Origin of the sequence: Rhodoplanes azumiensis (assembly GCF_042682915.1) — a bacterium.
Lineage (GTDB): Bacteria > Pseudomonadota > Alphaproteobacteria > Rhizobiales > Xanthobacteraceae > Rhodoplanes > Rhodoplanes azumiensis.
Genome location: NZ_JBHUIW010000001.1, coordinates 385,197 through 401,089 on the forward strand (window position 1 = coordinate 385,197; position 15,893 = coordinate 401,089).

Consider the following 15,893-nt stretch of genomic DNA (forward strand, 5'->3'; position numbering starts at 1 on the left):
CAAGTCGTGCGGCGCCCGCATCGGGCGGCCGGACCGGCCGGGGACGCGCCCCGGCCGCGACCGAACTCACTCTTCGACCACCCGGACCAGGTGGTGGACCTTGTTGATCATGCCGCGCACCGACGGGGTGTCCTCGAGCTCGGACACCCGGCCGATCCGATTGAGGCCGAGGCCGATCAGCGTCTCGCGCTGGTCGTGCCGGCGGCGGATCGGGCTGCCGGTCTGTTCGACCTTGATGGTCTTGGTTTCGCTCGCCATGCTGGTTCTCCCGGCCGTCAGTCGGTGACGGTCTCGTCGGCGCCCTCGCGGCGACGCGACTGCAGGGCCGAGACCTTGATGTTGCGCCGGGCGGCGACGGAGCGCGGCGAGTCCTGGTGCTTGAGCGCGTCGAAGGTCGCCCGCACCATGTTGTACGGGTTCGACGAGCCGAGCGACTTGGCCACCACGTCCTGCATGCCGAGCGTCTCGAAGACGGCGCGCATCGGGCCGCCCGCGATGATGCCGGTGCCCGCAGGCGCGGCACGCAGGAACACCTTGCCGGCGCCGTGGCGACCGGCCACGTCGTGGTGCAGGGTCCGGCCCTCGCGCAACGGCACCCGGATGAGGCCGCGCTTGGCCGCGTCGGTCGCCTTGCGGATCGCCTCCGGCACCTCGCGGGCCTTGCCGTGGCCGAAGCCGACCCGGCCCTTCTGGTCACCGACCACGACCAGCGCCGCGAAGCCGAAGCGCCGGCCGCCCTTCACCACCTTGGCGACGCGATTGATGTGGACGAGCTTGTCGGTGAACTCGCTGTCCCGCTCCTCGCGGTCGCGTCCGTGCTCACGAGCCATGTGAAACCGTCTCCCTCGGGCGATCGCCCGTCATCGCCCTTAGAAATTCAGCCCGCCCTCGCGGGCGCCGTCGGCCAGCGCCTTGACGCGGCCGTGATAGATGTAGCCGCCGCGATCGAAGACCACGTCCTTGACGCCCTTGGCGACGGCCCGCTCCGCGACGAGCTTGCCCACCACCTTGGCGGCGTCCTTGTCGGCCCCGGTCTTGAGGCTCGACCGGAGATCCTTCTCCAGCGTCGAGGCGGACGCCACGGTCACGCCTTTCAGGTCGTCGATGACCTGCGCGTAAATATGCTGGGACGAACGGAACACCGAAAGCCGCAGCCGGTCGCCGGCCGCCGCCTTGATGGCCCGGCGGACGCGGCTGGTGCGCCGCGCCGTCTTGATATTGAGCCTGGACATCGTGCGCTCCGCTATTTCTTCTTGCCTTCCTTGCGGAAGATGTATTCGCCGGCGTACTTGACGCCCTTGCCCTTGTAGGGCTCCGGCGGCCGATAGGCGCGGATCTCGGCCGCCACCTGCCCGACCTTCTGCTTGTCGATGCCGCTGATCACGACCTCGGTCGGCTTCGGCGTCGCGATCGCGATCCCGTCCGGGATCGGATAGAGCACGTCGTGGCTGAAGCCGAGGGCGATCTGCAGGTTCTTGCCCTGCACGGCGGCGCGATAGCCGACGCCGACGATCTCGAGCTTCTGCTCGAAGCCCTTGCTCACGCCCGTGAACATGTTCGAGACGAGCGTGCGCGAGGTGCCCCACATGGAGCGCGCCCGCTTGGTCTCGTTGCGCGGATCGACCTTCACGGACCCCTGCTCCATCGTCACGACGATCTCGTCGGGAAGCACGAGCTGGAGGGCCCCCTTCGGGCCCTTGGCCTTGACGGTCTGGCCTTCGATATTGGCGGTCACTCCGGAGGGGACCGGCACCGCCTTCTTGCCGATGCGAGACATGCCGGCTCCCTTTAGAACACGGTGCAGAGAATCTCGCCGCCCACGTTCGCGTCGCGCGCGGCGTGGTCGGCCATGACGCCCTTCGGGGTCGACACGATGGCGACACCGAGGCCGTTGTTGATCCGCGGCAGCGCCTTGACGGAGGCGTAGACGCGGCGGCCGGGCTTCGACACGCGGGCGATCTCGCGGATCACCGGGGTGCCGTCGAAATACTTCAGCTCGATCTCGAACTCGGTCCGCCCGTCGGCGTGCTCGGTGGTCGAGAAGTCGCGGATGTAGCCCTCGCTCTTGAGAACCTCGAGCACGCTCGCGCGCAGCTTCGAGCCGGGGGTCGACACCTTCGACTTGGCGCGCATCTGGGCGTTGCGGATGCGGGTGATCATATCGCCGATCGGATCGTTCATGGCGACGCCCTCCTCACCAGCTCGACTTGAGGAGGCCCGGGATCAGGCCCTTGGAACCGAGCTCGCGCAGCGCGATGCGGCTCATCTTCAGCTTGCGATAATAGGCACGCGGGCGCCCCGTCACCTCGCAACGGTTGCGGATGCGGGTCTTCGAGCCGTTGCGCGGCATCTCGGCGAGCTTCAGGGTCGCGGCGAAGCGCTCCTCCATCGGCTTGTCCTTGTCGTTGGCCTCGGCCTTCAGCCGGGCCCGCTTCGCCGCCTGCTGGGCGACGAGCTTGCGCCGGTGCTCGTTCTTCTCGACAGAGCTCTTCTTCGCCATTCGATGCTCCTAACTCCGCGTCTGAGACGGGCTGTCGGTCCGTCTCACTGCCGGAACGGGAAATTGAAAGCGGCCAGGAGGGCGCGGCCCTCCGCGTCGCTGCGCGCCGTGGTGCAGACCGTGATGTCCATGCCCCACACCTCGGCGACCTTGTCGTAGTCGATCTCGGGGAAGATGATGTGCTCCTTCACCCCGAGCGTGTAGTTGCCGCCGCCGTCGAAGCTCTTCGGATTGAGCCCGCGGAAATCCCGCACGCGCGGCAGCGCGATGTTGATGAGCCGGTCGACGAACTCGTACATCCGATCCTTGCGCAGCGTGACCTTGCAGCCGATCGCCTGCCCCTCGCGGACCTTGAAGGTGGCGATCGACTTGCGCGCCTTGGTGATGACCGGGCGCTGGCCCGAGATCAACGCCAGATCGGCGGCCGCCTGCTCGACCTTCTTGCGGTCCGCCACGCCCTCGCCGACGCCCATGTTGATCACGATCTTGGTGATCTTCGGAACCTCGAACTGGTTCTTGTAGGCGAACTGCTCGGTCAGCTTCTTCTTGACCACCTGGTCGTACTGAACCCGCAGACGCGACGGGCCCTTCGACGCCTCGACCTCGCCGGCCGCGGCCGCCTTCGGGGCGGCGCTCTTGGCGGCCTTGGCGGCGGCCTTCTCGGCCTTCGGATTCGGAGCGGCCGGATGCGCGCCCTTGGCGCCCTTCGCGTCCGGCTTGGCGCCCTTCTTGGCGTCCTTCTTGTCCTCAGCCATTGATCTCGGCTCCCGAACGCTTCGCGAAACGGACCTTCTTGCCGTCCGCCAGAATCTTGAATCCGATGCGGGTCGGCTTGCCGTCCTTCGGATCGGCGACCGCCAGGTTGGAGAGGTGCACGGGCGCCTCCTTGGAGATGATGCCGCCCTCCTGCTGAGCGGACTGGCGCTGGTGCCGCTTGACCATGTTGACGCCGCGCACGAGCGCACGGTTCTCGGTCGGACGGACCTCGATCACCTCGCCGGTGCGGCCCTTGTCGCGTCCGGTGAGAACGACGACCTTGTCGCCCTTGCGGATCTTCGCAGCCATCACAGAACCTCCGGGGCGAGCGAAATGATCTTCATGTGGTTCTTGGCGCGGAGCTCGCGCGGCACCGGTCCGAAGATGCGGGTGCCGACCGGCTCCATCTGGGCATTGATCAGGACGGCCGCGTTCCGGTCGAACCGGATGGCCGAGCCGTCGGCACGACGGATGTCCTTCGCCACACGGACGACGACCGCCTTCATGACGTCGCCCTTCTTCACGCGGCCGCGCGGGATCGCCTCCTTCACGGACACCACGATGACGTCCCCGATGGTCGCGTACTTGCGCTTCGAGCCGCCCAGCACCTTGATGCACATGACGCGGCGCGCGCCGGAATTGTCCGCCACATCGAGATTGGTCTGCATCTGGATCATGATGAGCCGCCTTGTTCTTTCGTTATGGAGCGCGCGGCCTTACTTCGCGCGCTTCTCGCCCTGGACGACCGACCACCGCTTCAGCTTGGAGATCGGACGATGCTCCTCGATCCACACGGTGTCGCCCACGGCGTACTGGTTGGTCTCGTCGTGCGCGTGGTACTTCTTGGAGCGCCGGACGGTCTTCTTCATCACCGGGTGCGTGAAGCGACGCTCCACCCGCACGATGACGGTCTTGTCCTGCTTGTCGCCCACCACGACACCCTGCAGCATGCGCTTCGGCATCGTCGTTCTCCTTACTTCGTACCGGCGGCTGCGCGCTTCGCCTGCGCCACCGTCTTGATCCGGGCGATGTCGCGGCGGACCTGCCGCACCCGCGAGGTGTTCTCGAGCTGACCCGTCGCCTTCTGGAAGCGCAGGTTGAACTGCTCCTTCTTCAGCTTCAGAAGCTCGTCGTCGAGCTGATCGACCGTCATGGTGCGGAAGTCTTCGATCTTGGCCATGGCGTGTCCGTTCCCTACTCGGCGATGCGCTCGATGAAGCGAGTCTTGATCGGCAGCTTGGCGGCCGCCAGCGTGAGCGCCTCGCGGGCGATCTCGATCGACACGCCGTCGACCTCGAACAGGATGCGGCCGGGCTTCACGCGCGCCACCCAGTACTCGGGCGCGCCTTTGCCCGAGCCCATTCGGACCTCGAGCGGCTTCTTGGAGATCGGCACGTCCGGGTAGATCCGGATCCACACCCGGCCGGCGCGCTTCATGTGGCGCGTCATCGCCCGGCGGGCCGCCTCGATCTGGCGGGCCGTGATCCGCTCCGGCGCCATCGCCTTGAGGCCGAACTGGCCGAACGCCAGGGTCGTGCCGCTGGTCGCAACACCTTTGATGCGGCCCTTGTGCGCCTTGCGGAACTTCGTGCGCGCTGGTTGCAGCATGGATCGTCGCCTTTCTTATGTCCTTGTGCGACCGCGCGTCACGCCGCGTCGCGCCGCGGACGGCCCGAGCCGCCGCCGGCGTCGGCCTCGGCCGCGCGCTTGTCCTGCGCCATCGGATCGTGCTCGAGGATCTCGCCCTTGAAGATCCACACCTTCACGCCGCAGGTGCCGTAGGTGGTGAACGCCGTGGCGACGCCGTAGTCGACGTCGGCGCGCAGCGTGTGCAGCGGCACGCGACCCTCGCGGTACCACTCCATGCGGGCGATCTCGGCGCCGCCGAGACGGCCGGAGCAGTTGATGCGGATGCCTTCGGCACCGAGACGCATCGCCGACTGCACGGCACGCTTCATGGCGCGACGGAAGGCGACGCGACGCTCGAGCTGCTGGGCGATCGACTCGGCGACGAGCTGCGCATCGAGCTCCGGCTTGCGGATCTCGACGATGTTGAGCACGACGTCCGAGTTGGTCAGCGCCGCGACCTTGCGCCGGAGCTTCTCGATGTCGGCGCCCTTCTTGCCGATCACCACGCCCGGCCGGGCCGAGTGGATGGTGACGCGGCACTTGCGGTGCGGGCGCTCGATGACGATGCGCGACACGGCGGCCTGCTTGAGCTGCTTGAGCAGCTCGGTCCGGATCGCCATGTCCTCGTGCATCAGCTTGCCGTACTCGTTCTTGCCGGCGAACCAGCGCGAATCCCAGGTACGGTTGATCCCGAGGCGCAGCCCGATCGGATTGACCTTCTGACCCATGGGGCTCTCCTCAGGATGCGGCGGCTTCGACCTGACGAACCACGATCGTCAGGTGCGAGAACGGCTTCAGAATCTTGCCCGAGCGACCACGGCCGCGCGGAACGAAGCGCTTGATCACCAGCGCCTTGCCCACGTGCGCTTGCGACACGATCAGATCGTCGATGTCGAGGTCGTGGTTGTTCTCGGCGTTGGCGATCGCCGACTGCAGGCACTTGCGGACGTCGCGGGCGATGCGCTTGCGCGAAAACTCGAGGTCGGCAAGCGCAGTCTGCACCTTCTTGCCGCGAATGAGCTGCGCGACCAGATTGAGCTTCTGCGGGGAGACCCGGAGCATCCGGGCCACCGCCTTCGCCTCGTTGTCCGGGAGGCTGCGGGGACGTGCTGTCTTGCTCATCTCTCGTTCCCTCGCCTCACGCCCGCTTGGCTTTCTTGTCGCCGGAGTGGCCGTGGAACGTGCGGCTCGGCGAGAACTCGCCGAACTTGTGCCCGACCATCTCCTCGGTCACCAGAACGGGGACGTGCTTGTGGCCGTTGTGGACCCCGAAGGTCAGCCCGACGAACTGCGGCAGAATCGTCGACCGCCGGGACCAGATCTTGATCACGTCGTGACGGCCGGACGAGCGGGCGGCTTCCGCCTTCTTGAGCAGATAGCCGTCGACGAACGGGCCTTTCCAGACGGAGCGCGCCATCTCGTGCTTCCTTACTTCTTCTTCCGCGCGTGGCGGCTGGAAACGATGAACTTCGTGGTGCTCTTGTTCTTGCGGGTCTTCTTGCCCTTGGTCGGGAAGCCCCACGGAGACACCGGATGCCGGCCGCCCGAGGTGCGGCCTTCGCCGCCGCCGTGCGGGTGATCGACGGGGTTCATCGCGACGCCGCGGTTGTGCGGCCGCTGACCGAGCCAGCGGGACCGTCCCGCCTTGCCGATCGAGGTGTTCATGTGGTCCGGGTTCGACACCGCACCGACGGTCGCCATGCAGCGGCCGTGCACCAGGCGCTGCTCGGACGAGTTCATGCGCAGGATGACGTAGTCGCGGTCGCGGCCGACGATCTGCGCATAGGTGCCGGCCGAGCGGGCGATCTGGCCGCCCTTGCCGATCTTCAGCTCGACATTGTGCACGATCGTGCCGATCGGCATCGAGGCGAGCGGCATCGCGTTGCCCGGCTTCACGTCGACCCGCTCGCCGGAGACGACCGTGTCGCCGGGACCGAGGCGCTGCGGCGCCAGGATGTAGGCGAGCTCGCCGTCCTGATACTTGATCAGCGCGATGAAGGCCGAGCGGCCCGGATCGTACTCGATCCGCTCGACGGTCGCCGGCTGGTCGTGCTTCGACCGCTTGAAGTCGACGAGGCGCAGCGACTGCTTGTGGCCGCCGCCGCGGAACCGCACCGTGGTGCGGCCGAGATTGTTGCGGCCGCCCGACGAGCTCTTGCCGACCGTCAGCGCCTTGACGGGCTTGCCCTTGTAGAGGCCGGAGCGATCGACCAGAACGAGCTGACGCTGGCCCGGAGTGGTCGGCTTGTAAGTCTTGAGTGCCATCGCCGTTTCCTCAGAGCCCGGTGGTCACGTCGATCCGGTGCCCCTCCTCGAGGGTCACGATCGCCTTCTTGACGTCCGAGGTCTCGCCCTTCACGCCGCGGAAGCGGCGCACCTTGCCCTTGCGGATCAGCGTGTTGACGGCCTTGACCTTGACGTCGAAGAGCTTCTCCACCGCGTCCTTGATCTGCGGCTTGGTGGCGGTCTTGCGGACGTTGAAGAGCACCTGGTTGTGCTCGGACGCGACGGTGGCCTTCTCGGTGATGATCGGGCTGACGATCACGTCGTAGTGGCGCGGGTCTCGGGTGCTCATTTGAAGCGCGCCTCCAGCGCATCGACCGCGGCCCGCGTCAGCACGAGCGTGTTCCGACGCAGGATGTCGTAGACGTTGATGCCCTGGATCGGCAGCACGTCGATGTTCGGGATGTTGCGGGCCGCCAGCGAGAACTTCGACTCGAGCTCGGCTCCGTCGATGATCAGCGCGTTGGCCAGCCCGAGCTTCTCGAACCGCGCCTTGAGCGTCTTCGTCTTGCCGTCGTCGAGCGCCGCCTTGTCGAGCACGACGATGCCGCCGTCCTTCGCCTTGGCGGAGAGGGCATGGCGCAGCGCCAGCGCCCGCACCTTCTTGGGCAGGTCGATCGCATGGCTGCGCGGCTGCGGGCCGAAGGCGCGGCCGCCGCCGCGGAACTGCGGCACGCGGGCGGAGCCGTGACGGGCGCTGCCGGTGCCCTTCTGCTTGTACATCTTCTTGCCGGTCCGCCAGATCTCGGCGCGGTTCTTGACCGCGTGGGTGCCGGCCTGGCGGCGCGACAGCTGCCAGACGATGCAGCGCTGGATCAAATCGGCGCGCGGCTCGAGACCGAAGATCTCGGCCGACAGATCGACCGAGCCGGCGGTGTCGCCGTCGAGGGTGGTGACCTTGAATTCCATCTTACGCTCCCTCGCCCGGGGCCGCAGCCTCGGTCGCCTCGCCGGCCGGGGCCGCGCCGTTCGCCGCACCGTCCTCGGTCGGCAGACGGAACTTGCCCGGACGCGGGGCGTCCTTCGGCAGCGACTTCTTCACGGCGTCGCGCACCGTGATCCAGCCGCCCTTGACGCCCGGCACGGCGCCCTCGACCAGAATGAGGCCGCGCAGGACGTCCGTCTGAACCACCTTGAGGTTCAGCGTGGTCACCCGCTCGACGCCGAGATGGCCCGCCATCTTCTTGTTCTTGAAGGTCTTGCCCGGATCCTGCCGGCCGCCGGTCGAACCGTGCGAACGATGCGAGATCGACACGCCGTGCGTGGCGCGCAGGCCGCCGAAGTTCCACCGCTTCATCGGGCCGGCGAAGCCCTTGCCGGTCGAGGTGCCGGTCACGTCGACGAACTGGCCGACCACGAAGTGGTCCGCCGTGATCTCGGCGCCGACCGGGATCAGCGCGTCGTCACCGACGCGGAACTCGGCCATCTTGCGCTTCGGCTCGACCTTCGCCACGGCGAAGTGACCGCGCTCGGCCTTCGGCGTGTTCTTCGGCTTGCGGACACCCGAGCCGAGCTGCATGGCGACGTAGCCGTTCTTGTCCTTGGTGCGGTGGGCGACGACCTGGCAATTGGCCAGCCGGAGCACCGTGACGGGCACGTGCTCGCCCCCGTCCGTGTAGACGCGGGTCATCCCGACCTTCTGTGCGATCACACCGGAACGCATCGTTCTCGTCCCTTTCTGCGCTCTGCCGTGCCGCGCCTTAGAGCTTGATCTCGACGTCGACGCCGGCGGCGAGGTCGAGCTTCATCAGGGCGTCCACGGTCTGCGGGGTCGGATCGACGATGTCGAGCAGCCGCTTGTGAGTACGCATCTCGAACTGCTCGCGGCTCTTCTTGTCGACGTGCGGCGAGCGGTTGACGGTGAACTTCTCGATCTTGGTCGGCAGCGGGATCGGCCCGCGAACCTGCGCGCCCGTCCTCTTGGCCGTCGCCACGATCTCGCGCGTCGAGGCGTCGAGAATCCGGTGGTCGAACGCCTTGAGGCGAATTCTGATGTTCTGGCCGTTCATGGTCTTCTCTGCCTCGATAGGCGCGAGGAGTGACTGCGAGGGGCGAATAGTGAGTAGCGAGTAGCGAGTAGCGAACGCCGTTCGCTACTCTCCATTCGCTATTCGCCGCTCACTCGATGATGCTGGCGACGACGCCGGCGCCGACCGTGCGGCCACCCTCACGGATGGCGAAGCGCAGCTTCTCCTCCATGGCGATCGGCACGATGAGCTCGACCGTCATGGCGATGTTGTCGCCCGGCATCACCATCTCGGTGCCTTCCGGCAGATGCACGACGCCGGTCACGTCGGTGGTGCGGAAGTAGAACTGCGGGCGGTAGTTGGTGAAGAACGGCGTGTGGCGACCGCCCTCCTCCTTGGTGAGGATGTAAGCCTCGGCCTTGAACTTGGTGTGCGGCTTCACCGAGCCCGGCTTGCACAGCACCTGGCCGCGCTCGACGTCCTCGCGCTTGGTGCCGCGCAGCAGGCAGCCGACGTTGTCGCCCGCCTCGCCCTGGTCGAGCAGCTTGCGGAACATCTCGACGCCGGTGACCGTGGTCTTGACGGTCGGCTTGATGCCGACGATCTCGACTTCCTCGCCGACCTTCACGACGCCGCGCTCGATACGGCCGGTCACCACGGTGCCGCGGCCGGAGATCGAGAACACGTCCTCGACCGGCATCAGGAAGGGTTGGTCCTTCGGACGATCCGGCTGCGGGATGTAGTCGTCGACCGCCGCCATCAGCTCCAGGATCGCGTTCTTGCCGAGCTTCTCGTCCTTGCCCTCGAGCGCCATCAGGGCCGAGCCCTTGATGATCGGGATCTTGTCGCCCGGGAAGTTGTACTTGGAGAGGAGCTCGCGAACCTCAAGCTCGACGAGCTCGAGCAGCTCCGGATCGTCGACCATGTCGACCTTGTTCATGAACACGACCAGGGCCGGCACGCCGACCTGGCGGGCGAGCAGGATGTGCTCGCGGGTCTGCGGCATCGGGCCGTCGGCGGCCGACACGACCAGGATCGCGCCGTCCATCTGGGCCGCGCCCGTGATCATGTTCTTCACGTAGTCGGCGTGCCCGGGGCAGTCGACGTGCGCGTAGTGGCGCTTCTGCGTCTGGTACTCGACGTGCGCGGTCGAGATGGTGATGCCGCGCGCCTTCTCTTCCGGAGCCTTGTCGATCTGGTCGTAAGCCGTGAACGTCGCGCCGCCCGTCTCGGCGAGAACCTTCGTGATCGCGGCCGTCAGCGTCGTCTTGCCGTGATCGACGTGCCCGATCGTGCCGATGTTGCAGTGGGGCTTGTTACGTTCGAACTTCTCTTTGGCCATCGGGACTCTCCGTTGCCTCTGGTCGTCTCTGTCGTTGCGGTCGTGGTGGTCAGGCCGGTCGCACTCAGGCGAACTTGGCCTGGACCTCCTGAGCCACGTTGTTCGGAACCTGCTCGTAGTGGTCGAACTGCATGGTGAACGTGGCGCGTCCCTGCGACATCGACCGCAGGGTGTTGACGTAGCCGAACATGTTGGCGAGCGGCACCATCGCGTTCACGACGTTGGCGTTGCCACGCATGTCCTGGCCCTGGATCTGGCCGCGGCGGGAATTGAGATCCCCGATGACCGAGCCCGTGTATTCCTCGGGCGTCACGACCTCGACCTTCATGATCGGCTCGAGCAGCACCGACCCGCCCTTCTGCAGGGCTTCGCGCAGCGCGGCGCGCGACGCGATCTCGAACGCGAGCGCCGACGAGTCGACGTCGTGGAACTTGCCGTCGATGAGCGACACCTTGAGGTCGACCACCGGGAAGCCGGCGAGCACGCCGGAGCCGAGGACCGAGTTGAGGCCCTTCTCGACGCCCGGGATGTACTCCTTGGGCACCGCGCCGCCGATGATCGCGTTCTCGAACGTGAAGCCGGAGCCCGGCTCGGTCGGCTCGACCTGGATCTTCACGCCGGCGAACTGGCCGGAGCCGCCGGTCTGCTTCTTGTGCACGTACTCGATCGTGACCGGCTTGGTGACCTTCTCGCGATAGGCCACCTGCGGCGCGCCGATGTTGGCCTCGACCTTGTAGGTGCGCTTGAGGATGTCGACCTTGATGTCGAGATGCAGCTCGCCCATCCCCTTGAGGATGGTCTGGCCGGATTCGGTGTCGGTCGACACGCGGAAGGACGGATCCTCGGCCGCGAGCTTGGCCAGCGCGACGCCGAGCTTCTCCTGGTCGGCCTTCGACTTCGGCTCGATCGCGATCTCGATGACGGGGTCCGGGAACTCCATCTTCTCGAGGATCACCTGGTTGTTCGGATCGCACAGCGTGTCGCCGGTGCGAGCCTCCTTCAGGCCGGCCAGCGCGACGATGTCGCCCGCATAGGCTTCCTTGATGTCCTCGCGGTTGTTGGCGTGCATCAGCAGCATGCGGCCGATGCGCTCCTTGCGCTCGCGCGTCGAATTCACGACGCCGGTGCCCGACTGGAGGATGCCCGAGTAGATGCGGCAGAACGTGATGGTGCCGACGAAGGGGTCGTCCATGATCTTGAAGGCGAGCGCGGCCAGCGGCTGGCCGTCCTCGGGCGGACGCACCACCTCGTTGCCCTTGGGATCGAGCCCCTTGATGGCCGGCACGTCGATCGGCGACGGCAGGAAGTCGACGACGGCGTCGAGCAGCGGCTGCACGCCCTTGTTCTTGAAGGCCGAGCCGCACAGCACCGGATAGAAGGCGCCGGAGATCACCGCCTTGCGGATCAGGCTGCGCAGCGTCGCCTCGTCGGGCTCGTTGCCCTCGAGGTAGGCGGTCATCACCTCGTCGTCGAGCTCGACGGCGGCCTCGATCATCATCTCCCGGTATTCTTTGGCCTGGTCGAGCAGGTCGGCCGGAATCTCGACGTCCTGGTAGCTGGCGCCGAGCGTCTCGTCGTCCCACACGACCGCGACCATGCGGATCAGGTCGATGACGCCCTTGAACTGGCTCTCGGCACCGATCGGCAGCTGGATCGCCACCGGCTTGGCGCCGAGGCGGGTCTTGATGTCGTCGAGGCACTTGAAGAAGTCGGCCCCGATCTTGTCCATCTTGTTGGCGAAGACGATCCGCGGAACCTTGTACTTGTCGCCCTGGCGCCACACCGTCTCGGTCTGCGGCTCGACGCCCTGGTTGGAGTCGAGCACGCACACGGCGCCGTCGAGCACGCGCAAGCTCCGCTCCACCTCGATGGTGAAGTCGACGTGCCCGGGCGTGTCGATGATGTTCAGGCGCTTGCCCCGCCAGAAGGCGGTCGTCGCGGCCGACGTGATCGTGATGCCGCGCTCCTGCTCCTGCTCCATCCAGTCCATGGTGGCGGCGCCCTCATGGACCTCGCCGATCTTGTGGCTCTTCCCGGTGTAGTAGAGGATCCGCTCCGTGGTCGTCGTCTTGCCGGCATCGATGTGGGCCATGATGCCGAAATTGCGGTAGTCCTCGATCGGATGCTGGCGCGCCACGGGGGATCTCCTTCAATGTCTCTCGAGCTTCGCCCGCATCACCAGCGGTAGTGCGAGAACGCGCGGTTCGCTTCCGCCATGCGGTGCGTGTCCTCGCGCTTCTTCACCGCGTTGCCGCGGTTGTTGGAGGCGTCGAGCAGCTCGGCCGAGAGCCGCTCCGTCATGGTCTTCTCGTTGCGGTCGCGCGCCGCCGAGATCAGCCAGCGGATGCCGAGCGCCTGGCGCCGGTCCGTGCGGACCTCGACCGGCACCTGGTAGGTGGCGCCGCCGACGCGCCGCGAGCGCACCTCGATGGCCGGCATCACGTTGTCGAGCGCCGACTGGAACACCGAGAGCGGGTTCGTCTTGGTCTTGCCCTCGATGATGTCGAAAGCGCCGTAGACGATCGCCTCCGCGGCCGACTTCTTGCCGGCATACATGATCGAGTTCATGAACTTGGTGACGACGACGTTCCCGAACTTCGGATCCGGGAGGATTTCGCGCTTGTCTGCACGGTGACGACGAGACATGTCGTGTTCTCCCGATTCTTACTTCGGCCGCTTCGCGCCGTACTTCGACCGGCGCTGCTTGCGGTTCTTGACGCCCTGGGTGTCGAGCACGCCGCGCAGGATGTGGTAGCGCACGCCCGGCAGATCCTTCACGCGGCCGCCGCGGATCATCACGACCGAGTGCTCCTGCAGATTGTGGCCCTCGCCCGGAATGTAGCCGATCACCTCGAACCCGTTGGTGAGGCGCACCTTGGCGACCTTGCGGAGCGCCGAGTTCGGCTTCTTCGGCGTCGTCGTGTAGACGCGCGTGCAGACGCCGCGCTTCTGCGGGCTCTGCTGGAGGGCCGGCACCTTCTTGCGCGCCCGCTGCGGGACTCGCGGATTACGGATGAGCTGATTGATCGTCGGCATCGCTCGCCTTCAGTCTCCCTGCGGGTGTCCCCGCCCAGCGGGTTTTTCCCGAGATCGCGGGTTTCCCCGCCTTACAGGCCCCCGTTTCCGGGATGCGCCCGCCCGCGCCGAAACGTTCACGTCCGCGCTCGCGCGCAAACGCAACCTGCGCCAAGCCCCGCTGGAGGGGATTGGCGCCCCATCGACAGAGGACCGCGCGGCGTCACCGCCTCGCGGTCGTGTACCCAGGACTGACAGTCGTGTGTCAGCGGCAGCGTTTGAGCGTCAATCGTCGAGGCTGAGGTGTCTCACCGCGAAGCCGGACCTAAAGGGCGCCGAATTCGTATTCGCGAGACGAGCCGTTCCGATCAGCGAAGCTCACCGCCTGCCGAAAAGTGGGCGGGTTTTAACGGCCGCACCGGGTGAAGTCAAGCGCCAACGGCTTCACGGCTGCGAGGATTTTCCCCGCCCGGCGCCGCACCGGACCACCCCGTCACGGGGCTGGATCGAGCCCGACGACGGCGCCTTCGTGGCTGCGCAAGTATATTTCGCCCGAGACGTCCTCGCCGTCACGATCGCCCTCCGACGAGATCAGGATTCGACCGTTCGAAACGGCGCCCCGCACCGTCAGGCTGACCGGTTCGGCACCGAGATTGAGCGCGACCATGATGCGGTCCCGATCGAGCGAGCGGACAAAAACGAGCAGATCGCCGCTCGCCGCGATCGGCTCGTAGCCACCGCGGGTGAGCACCGGCCGGCGCCGACGCAGGGCGATCAGCCGGCGGTAGAGATGGTACAAGGAACCGGCGTCATCGCGTTGATTCTCGACGTTTTCCACGTCCGAATCGAGGGCCGTGGGGAGCCACGGCTCGGCCTGCGAGAACCCGGCCGCCGCGCCCTTCTCCCACTGCATCGGGGTGCGGCAGCCGTCGCGGCCGACACCGAGTCCCGGCACGTTCTTCTCGTAGGGGTCGCGCACCCGGTCCGGCGGGACGGCGACGTCGACCATCCCGATCTCCTCGCCGTAATAGATCGTCGGCGTCCCGCGCAGCGTGAGCAGTAGCATGGCGGCGACGCGGCGCTGCTCGCGGCCGATTCGGCTGCCGACGCGCGGACGATCGTGATTCCCGAGCACCCAGTTCGGCCACCCGCCGGTCGGCAGCGAGGCCTCGTACTGCTCGACGAGCTGGGCGATTCGGCGCGCCTCCCAGGGCGCGTTCAGTAGCGCGAAATTGAACGGCAGATGGGCGCCCGACAGGTCCGTCCCGTAATACGCGACCAGCCGCTCGATCGGCAGGTAGATCTCGCCGATCAGCACCCGCTCATCGAACTCCTCGACCACCCGGCGCATCCCGGCGATCACGTCGTGCACCTCGGGGCGGTCGGTGGTGTAGAGCGGCACGACCGATTCGACCGGCGGGCGCCCCGGCCGCCAGTCCGGGTTCGGCGGGTTGTCGCGGAAGGCGTCGTCCTTGATCAGGTGCCAGATCACGTCGACCCGAAAGCCGTCGACGCCGCGCCTCAGCCAGAACCGCATGACGTCGTGGACGGCCTCGCGCACCGCCGGGTTGCGCCAGTTGAGGTCGGGCTGGGCCTTTAGGAAGGCGTGGTAGTAGTACTGGCCGGTCGCCGCGTCGTACTCCCAGGCGCTGCCGCCGAACTCCGACAGCCAGTTGGTCGGCGGCCCGCCGTCGGGAGCGGGATCGCGCCAGATGTACCAGTCGCGCTTCGGGTCGTCCCGGGACGACCGGCTCTCCTCGAACCACGGGTGCCGATCCGAGGTGTGGTTCGGCACCAGGTCGAGCAGCACCTTGAGGCCGCGCGCATGGGCGGCCTCGAGCAGTCCGTCGAAGTCCGCGAGCGTGCCGAAGATCGGATCGATGTCGGTGTAATCGGAGATGTCGTAGCCGAAGTCCGCCATCGGCGACGGGAAGATCGGCGACAGCCACAGGGCGTCGACGCCGAGTTCGACCAGGTGCGGCAGGCGCCGCAGAATGCCGGCGAGATCGCCGATCCCGTCGCCGTTCGAGTCTTGAAACGAACGCGGATAGATCTGGTAGAGGATGCCGGTCTGCCACCACGGCGCCGGCCGCCCGAAGCCGTTCTCGGCTCGCTTGTCGTCGGATGTGGTGCGTTCGGCCGGCGCGTCCATGGCGGCCCCCTCTTCGTCCATCGGCATACCGCTAGACGAACGCGCCCGGGGCCCCCCGGTTCGCCGCATTTTTGCAGAGCAGCACAGTTTCATAGGGTGGGCAAAGGCGCGCCCCAGGCGCGCCGTACCCACGCTGTCGGCTCCACCGAAACTCCAGCGTTGAGTGGACCGCGTCGGCACGGCGCGTTCCGCGCCTTTGCCCACCCTTGTAACAGCGAGAGCGAGTATCGTCGGGCCGTTCCGTGAGGA

At 67.1% G+C, this 15,893-nt stretch carries 25 protein-coding genes; all 25 read right to left on the minus strand.

The window, feature by feature from the left end; genetic code table 11:
- Positions 1–66: 66 nt before the first annotated feature.
- Positions 67–258 carry a 50S ribosomal protein L30 gene (rpmD, locus tag ACFSOX_RS01805; protein ID WP_378476071.1) on the minus strand — a complete coding sequence of 64 codons (192 nt, stop codon included), beginning with the start codon at positions 256–258 and terminating at the stop codon, positions 67–69.
- A gap of 17 nt (positions 259–275) precedes the next feature.
- Positions 276–830 (minus strand): 30S ribosomal protein S5, encoded by a 555-nt coding sequence (gene rpsE / locus ACFSOX_RS01810; protein WP_111355859.1) that lies wholly within the window; start codon positions 828–830, stop codon positions 276–278.
- A 39-nt stretch (positions 831–869) separates the two neighbouring features.
- On the minus strand, positions 870–1,232 hold the full coding sequence (gene rplR / locus ACFSOX_RS01815) for a 50S ribosomal protein L18 (RefSeq protein ID WP_378476072.1): 363 nt from the start codon (positions 1,230–1,232) through the stop codon (positions 870–872).
- Between the two features lie 11 nt (positions 1,233–1,243).
- Positions 1,244–1,777 carry a 50S ribosomal protein L6 gene (gene rplF / locus ACFSOX_RS01820; RefSeq protein WP_378476073.1) on the minus strand — a complete coding sequence of 178 codons (534 nt, stop codon included), beginning with the start codon at positions 1,775–1,777 and terminating at the stop codon, positions 1,244–1,246.
- 11 nt (positions 1,778–1,788) lie between these two features.
- The gene (gene rpsH / locus ACFSOX_RS01825) at positions 1,789–2,181 is read right to left on the minus strand and encodes a 30S ribosomal protein S8 (protein ID WP_378476074.1); all 393 of its coding nucleotides are present in this window, start codon (positions 2,179–2,181) and stop codon (positions 1,789–1,791) included.
- A 13-nt stretch (positions 2,182–2,194) separates the two neighbouring features.
- A complete protein-coding gene (rpsN, locus tag ACFSOX_RS01830; protein ID WP_111355866.1) occupies positions 2,195–2,500 on the minus strand; it encodes a 30S ribosomal protein S14 in 306 nt (101 codons plus the stop codon).
- Positions 2,501–2,544: 44 nt separating this feature from the next.
- On the minus strand, positions 2,545–3,255 hold the full coding sequence (gene rplE / locus ACFSOX_RS01835; protein WP_378476075.1) for a 50S ribosomal protein L5: 711 nt from the start codon (positions 3,253–3,255) through the stop codon (positions 2,545–2,547).
- On the minus strand, positions 3,248–3,565 hold the full coding sequence (rplX, locus tag ACFSOX_RS01840; RefSeq protein WP_111355869.1) for a 50S ribosomal protein L24: 318 nt from the start codon (positions 3,563–3,565) through the stop codon (positions 3,248–3,250). The genes rplE and rplX overlap by 8 nt, the downstream gene beginning before the upstream one ends.
- The gene (rplN, locus tag ACFSOX_RS01845; RefSeq protein ID WP_111355871.1) at positions 3,565–3,933 is read right to left on the minus strand and encodes a 50S ribosomal protein L14; all 369 of its coding nucleotides are present in this window, start codon (positions 3,931–3,933) and stop codon (positions 3,565–3,567) included. The genes rplX and rplN overlap by 1 nt, the downstream gene beginning before the upstream one ends.
- Before the next feature lie 39 nt (positions 3,934–3,972).
- Entirely contained in the window at positions 3,973–4,218 is a 246-nt protein-coding gene (gene rpsQ / locus ACFSOX_RS01850) for a 30S ribosomal protein S17 (RefSeq protein WP_111355873.1), read from the minus strand.
- Between the two features lie 11 nt (positions 4,219–4,229).
- A complete protein-coding gene (rpmC, locus tag ACFSOX_RS01855; protein WP_378476076.1) occupies positions 4,230–4,436 on the minus strand; it encodes a 50S ribosomal protein L29 in 207 nt (68 codons plus the stop codon).
- A gap of 14 nt (positions 4,437–4,450) precedes the next feature.
- On the minus strand, positions 4,451–4,864 hold the full coding sequence (gene rplP / locus ACFSOX_RS01860) for a 50S ribosomal protein L16 (RefSeq protein ID WP_378476077.1): 414 nt from the start codon (positions 4,862–4,864) through the stop codon (positions 4,451–4,453).
- A gap of 38 nt (positions 4,865–4,902) precedes the next feature.
- The gene (gene rpsC, locus ACFSOX_RS01865) at positions 4,903–5,613 is read right to left on the minus strand and encodes a 30S ribosomal protein S3 (RefSeq protein ID WP_378476078.1); all 711 of its coding nucleotides are present in this window, start codon (positions 5,611–5,613) and stop codon (positions 4,903–4,905) included.
- A gap of 10 nt (positions 5,614–5,623) precedes the next feature.
- The gene (gene rplV / locus ACFSOX_RS01870; protein WP_378476079.1) at positions 5,624–6,007 is read right to left on the minus strand and encodes a 50S ribosomal protein L22; all 384 of its coding nucleotides are present in this window, start codon (positions 6,005–6,007) and stop codon (positions 5,624–5,626) included.
- A 16-nt stretch (positions 6,008–6,023) separates the two neighbouring features.
- A complete protein-coding gene (gene rpsS, locus ACFSOX_RS01875) occupies positions 6,024–6,302 on the minus strand; it encodes a 30S ribosomal protein S19 (RefSeq protein ID WP_111355882.1) in 279 nt (92 codons plus the stop codon).
- An 11-nt stretch (positions 6,303–6,313) separates the two neighbouring features.
- On the minus strand, positions 6,314–7,150 hold the full coding sequence (gene rplB / locus ACFSOX_RS01880; protein WP_378476080.1) for a 50S ribosomal protein L2: 837 nt from the start codon (positions 7,148–7,150) through the stop codon (positions 6,314–6,316).
- A gap of 10 nt (positions 7,151–7,160) precedes the next feature.
- Positions 7,161–7,460: a 50S ribosomal protein L23 gene (locus ACFSOX_RS01885; protein ID WP_378476081.1), complete on the minus strand. Its 300-nt coding sequence runs from the start codon at positions 7,458–7,460 to the stop codon at positions 7,161–7,163.
- Positions 7,457–8,077 (minus strand): 50S ribosomal protein L4, encoded by a 621-nt coding sequence (rplD, locus tag ACFSOX_RS01890; protein WP_378476082.1) that lies wholly within the window; start codon positions 8,075–8,077, stop codon positions 7,457–7,459. Before rplD ends, ACFSOX_RS01885 begins: the two co-directional genes overlap by 4 nt.
- Before the next feature lies 1 nt (position 8,078).
- Positions 8,079–8,831 carry a 50S ribosomal protein L3 gene (gene rplC / locus ACFSOX_RS01895; protein ID WP_378476083.1) on the minus strand — a complete coding sequence of 251 codons (753 nt, stop codon included), beginning with the start codon at positions 8,829–8,831 and terminating at the stop codon, positions 8,079–8,081.
- A 37-nt stretch (positions 8,832–8,868) separates the two neighbouring features.
- Complete coding sequence (gene rpsJ, locus ACFSOX_RS01900) at positions 8,869–9,177, minus strand: 30S ribosomal protein S10 (protein WP_008385434.1); 309 nt, start codon at positions 9,175–9,177, stop codon at positions 8,869–8,871.
- Between the two features lie 109 nt (positions 9,178–9,286).
- Positions 9,287–10,477 carry an elongation factor Tu gene (gene tuf / locus ACFSOX_RS01905; protein ID WP_111355890.1) on the minus strand — a complete coding sequence of 397 codons (1,191 nt, stop codon included), beginning with the start codon at positions 10,475–10,477 and terminating at the stop codon, positions 9,287–9,289.
- 64 nt (positions 10,478–10,541) lie between these two features.
- Positions 10,542–12,614, minus strand: a complete 2,073-nt coding sequence (fusA, locus tag ACFSOX_RS01910; RefSeq protein WP_378476084.1) for an elongation factor G — start codon at positions 12,612–12,614, stop codon at positions 10,542–10,544.
- A 38-nt stretch (positions 12,615–12,652) separates the two neighbouring features.
- Entirely contained in the window at positions 12,653–13,123 is a 471-nt protein-coding gene (gene rpsG / locus ACFSOX_RS01915; protein WP_272777757.1) for a 30S ribosomal protein S7, read from the minus strand.
- Between the two features lie 18 nt (positions 13,124–13,141).
- A complete protein-coding gene (rpsL, locus tag ACFSOX_RS01920) occupies positions 13,142–13,513 on the minus strand; it encodes a 30S ribosomal protein S12 (RefSeq protein ID WP_008385443.1) in 372 nt (123 codons plus the stop codon).
- A gap of 472 nt (positions 13,514–13,985) precedes the next feature.
- On the minus strand, positions 13,986–15,665 hold the full coding sequence (locus ACFSOX_RS01925; protein WP_378476085.1) for an alpha-amylase family glycosyl hydrolase: 1,680 nt from the start codon (positions 15,663–15,665) through the stop codon (positions 13,986–13,988).
- Between the last annotated feature and the right edge of the window lie 228 nt (positions 15,666–15,893).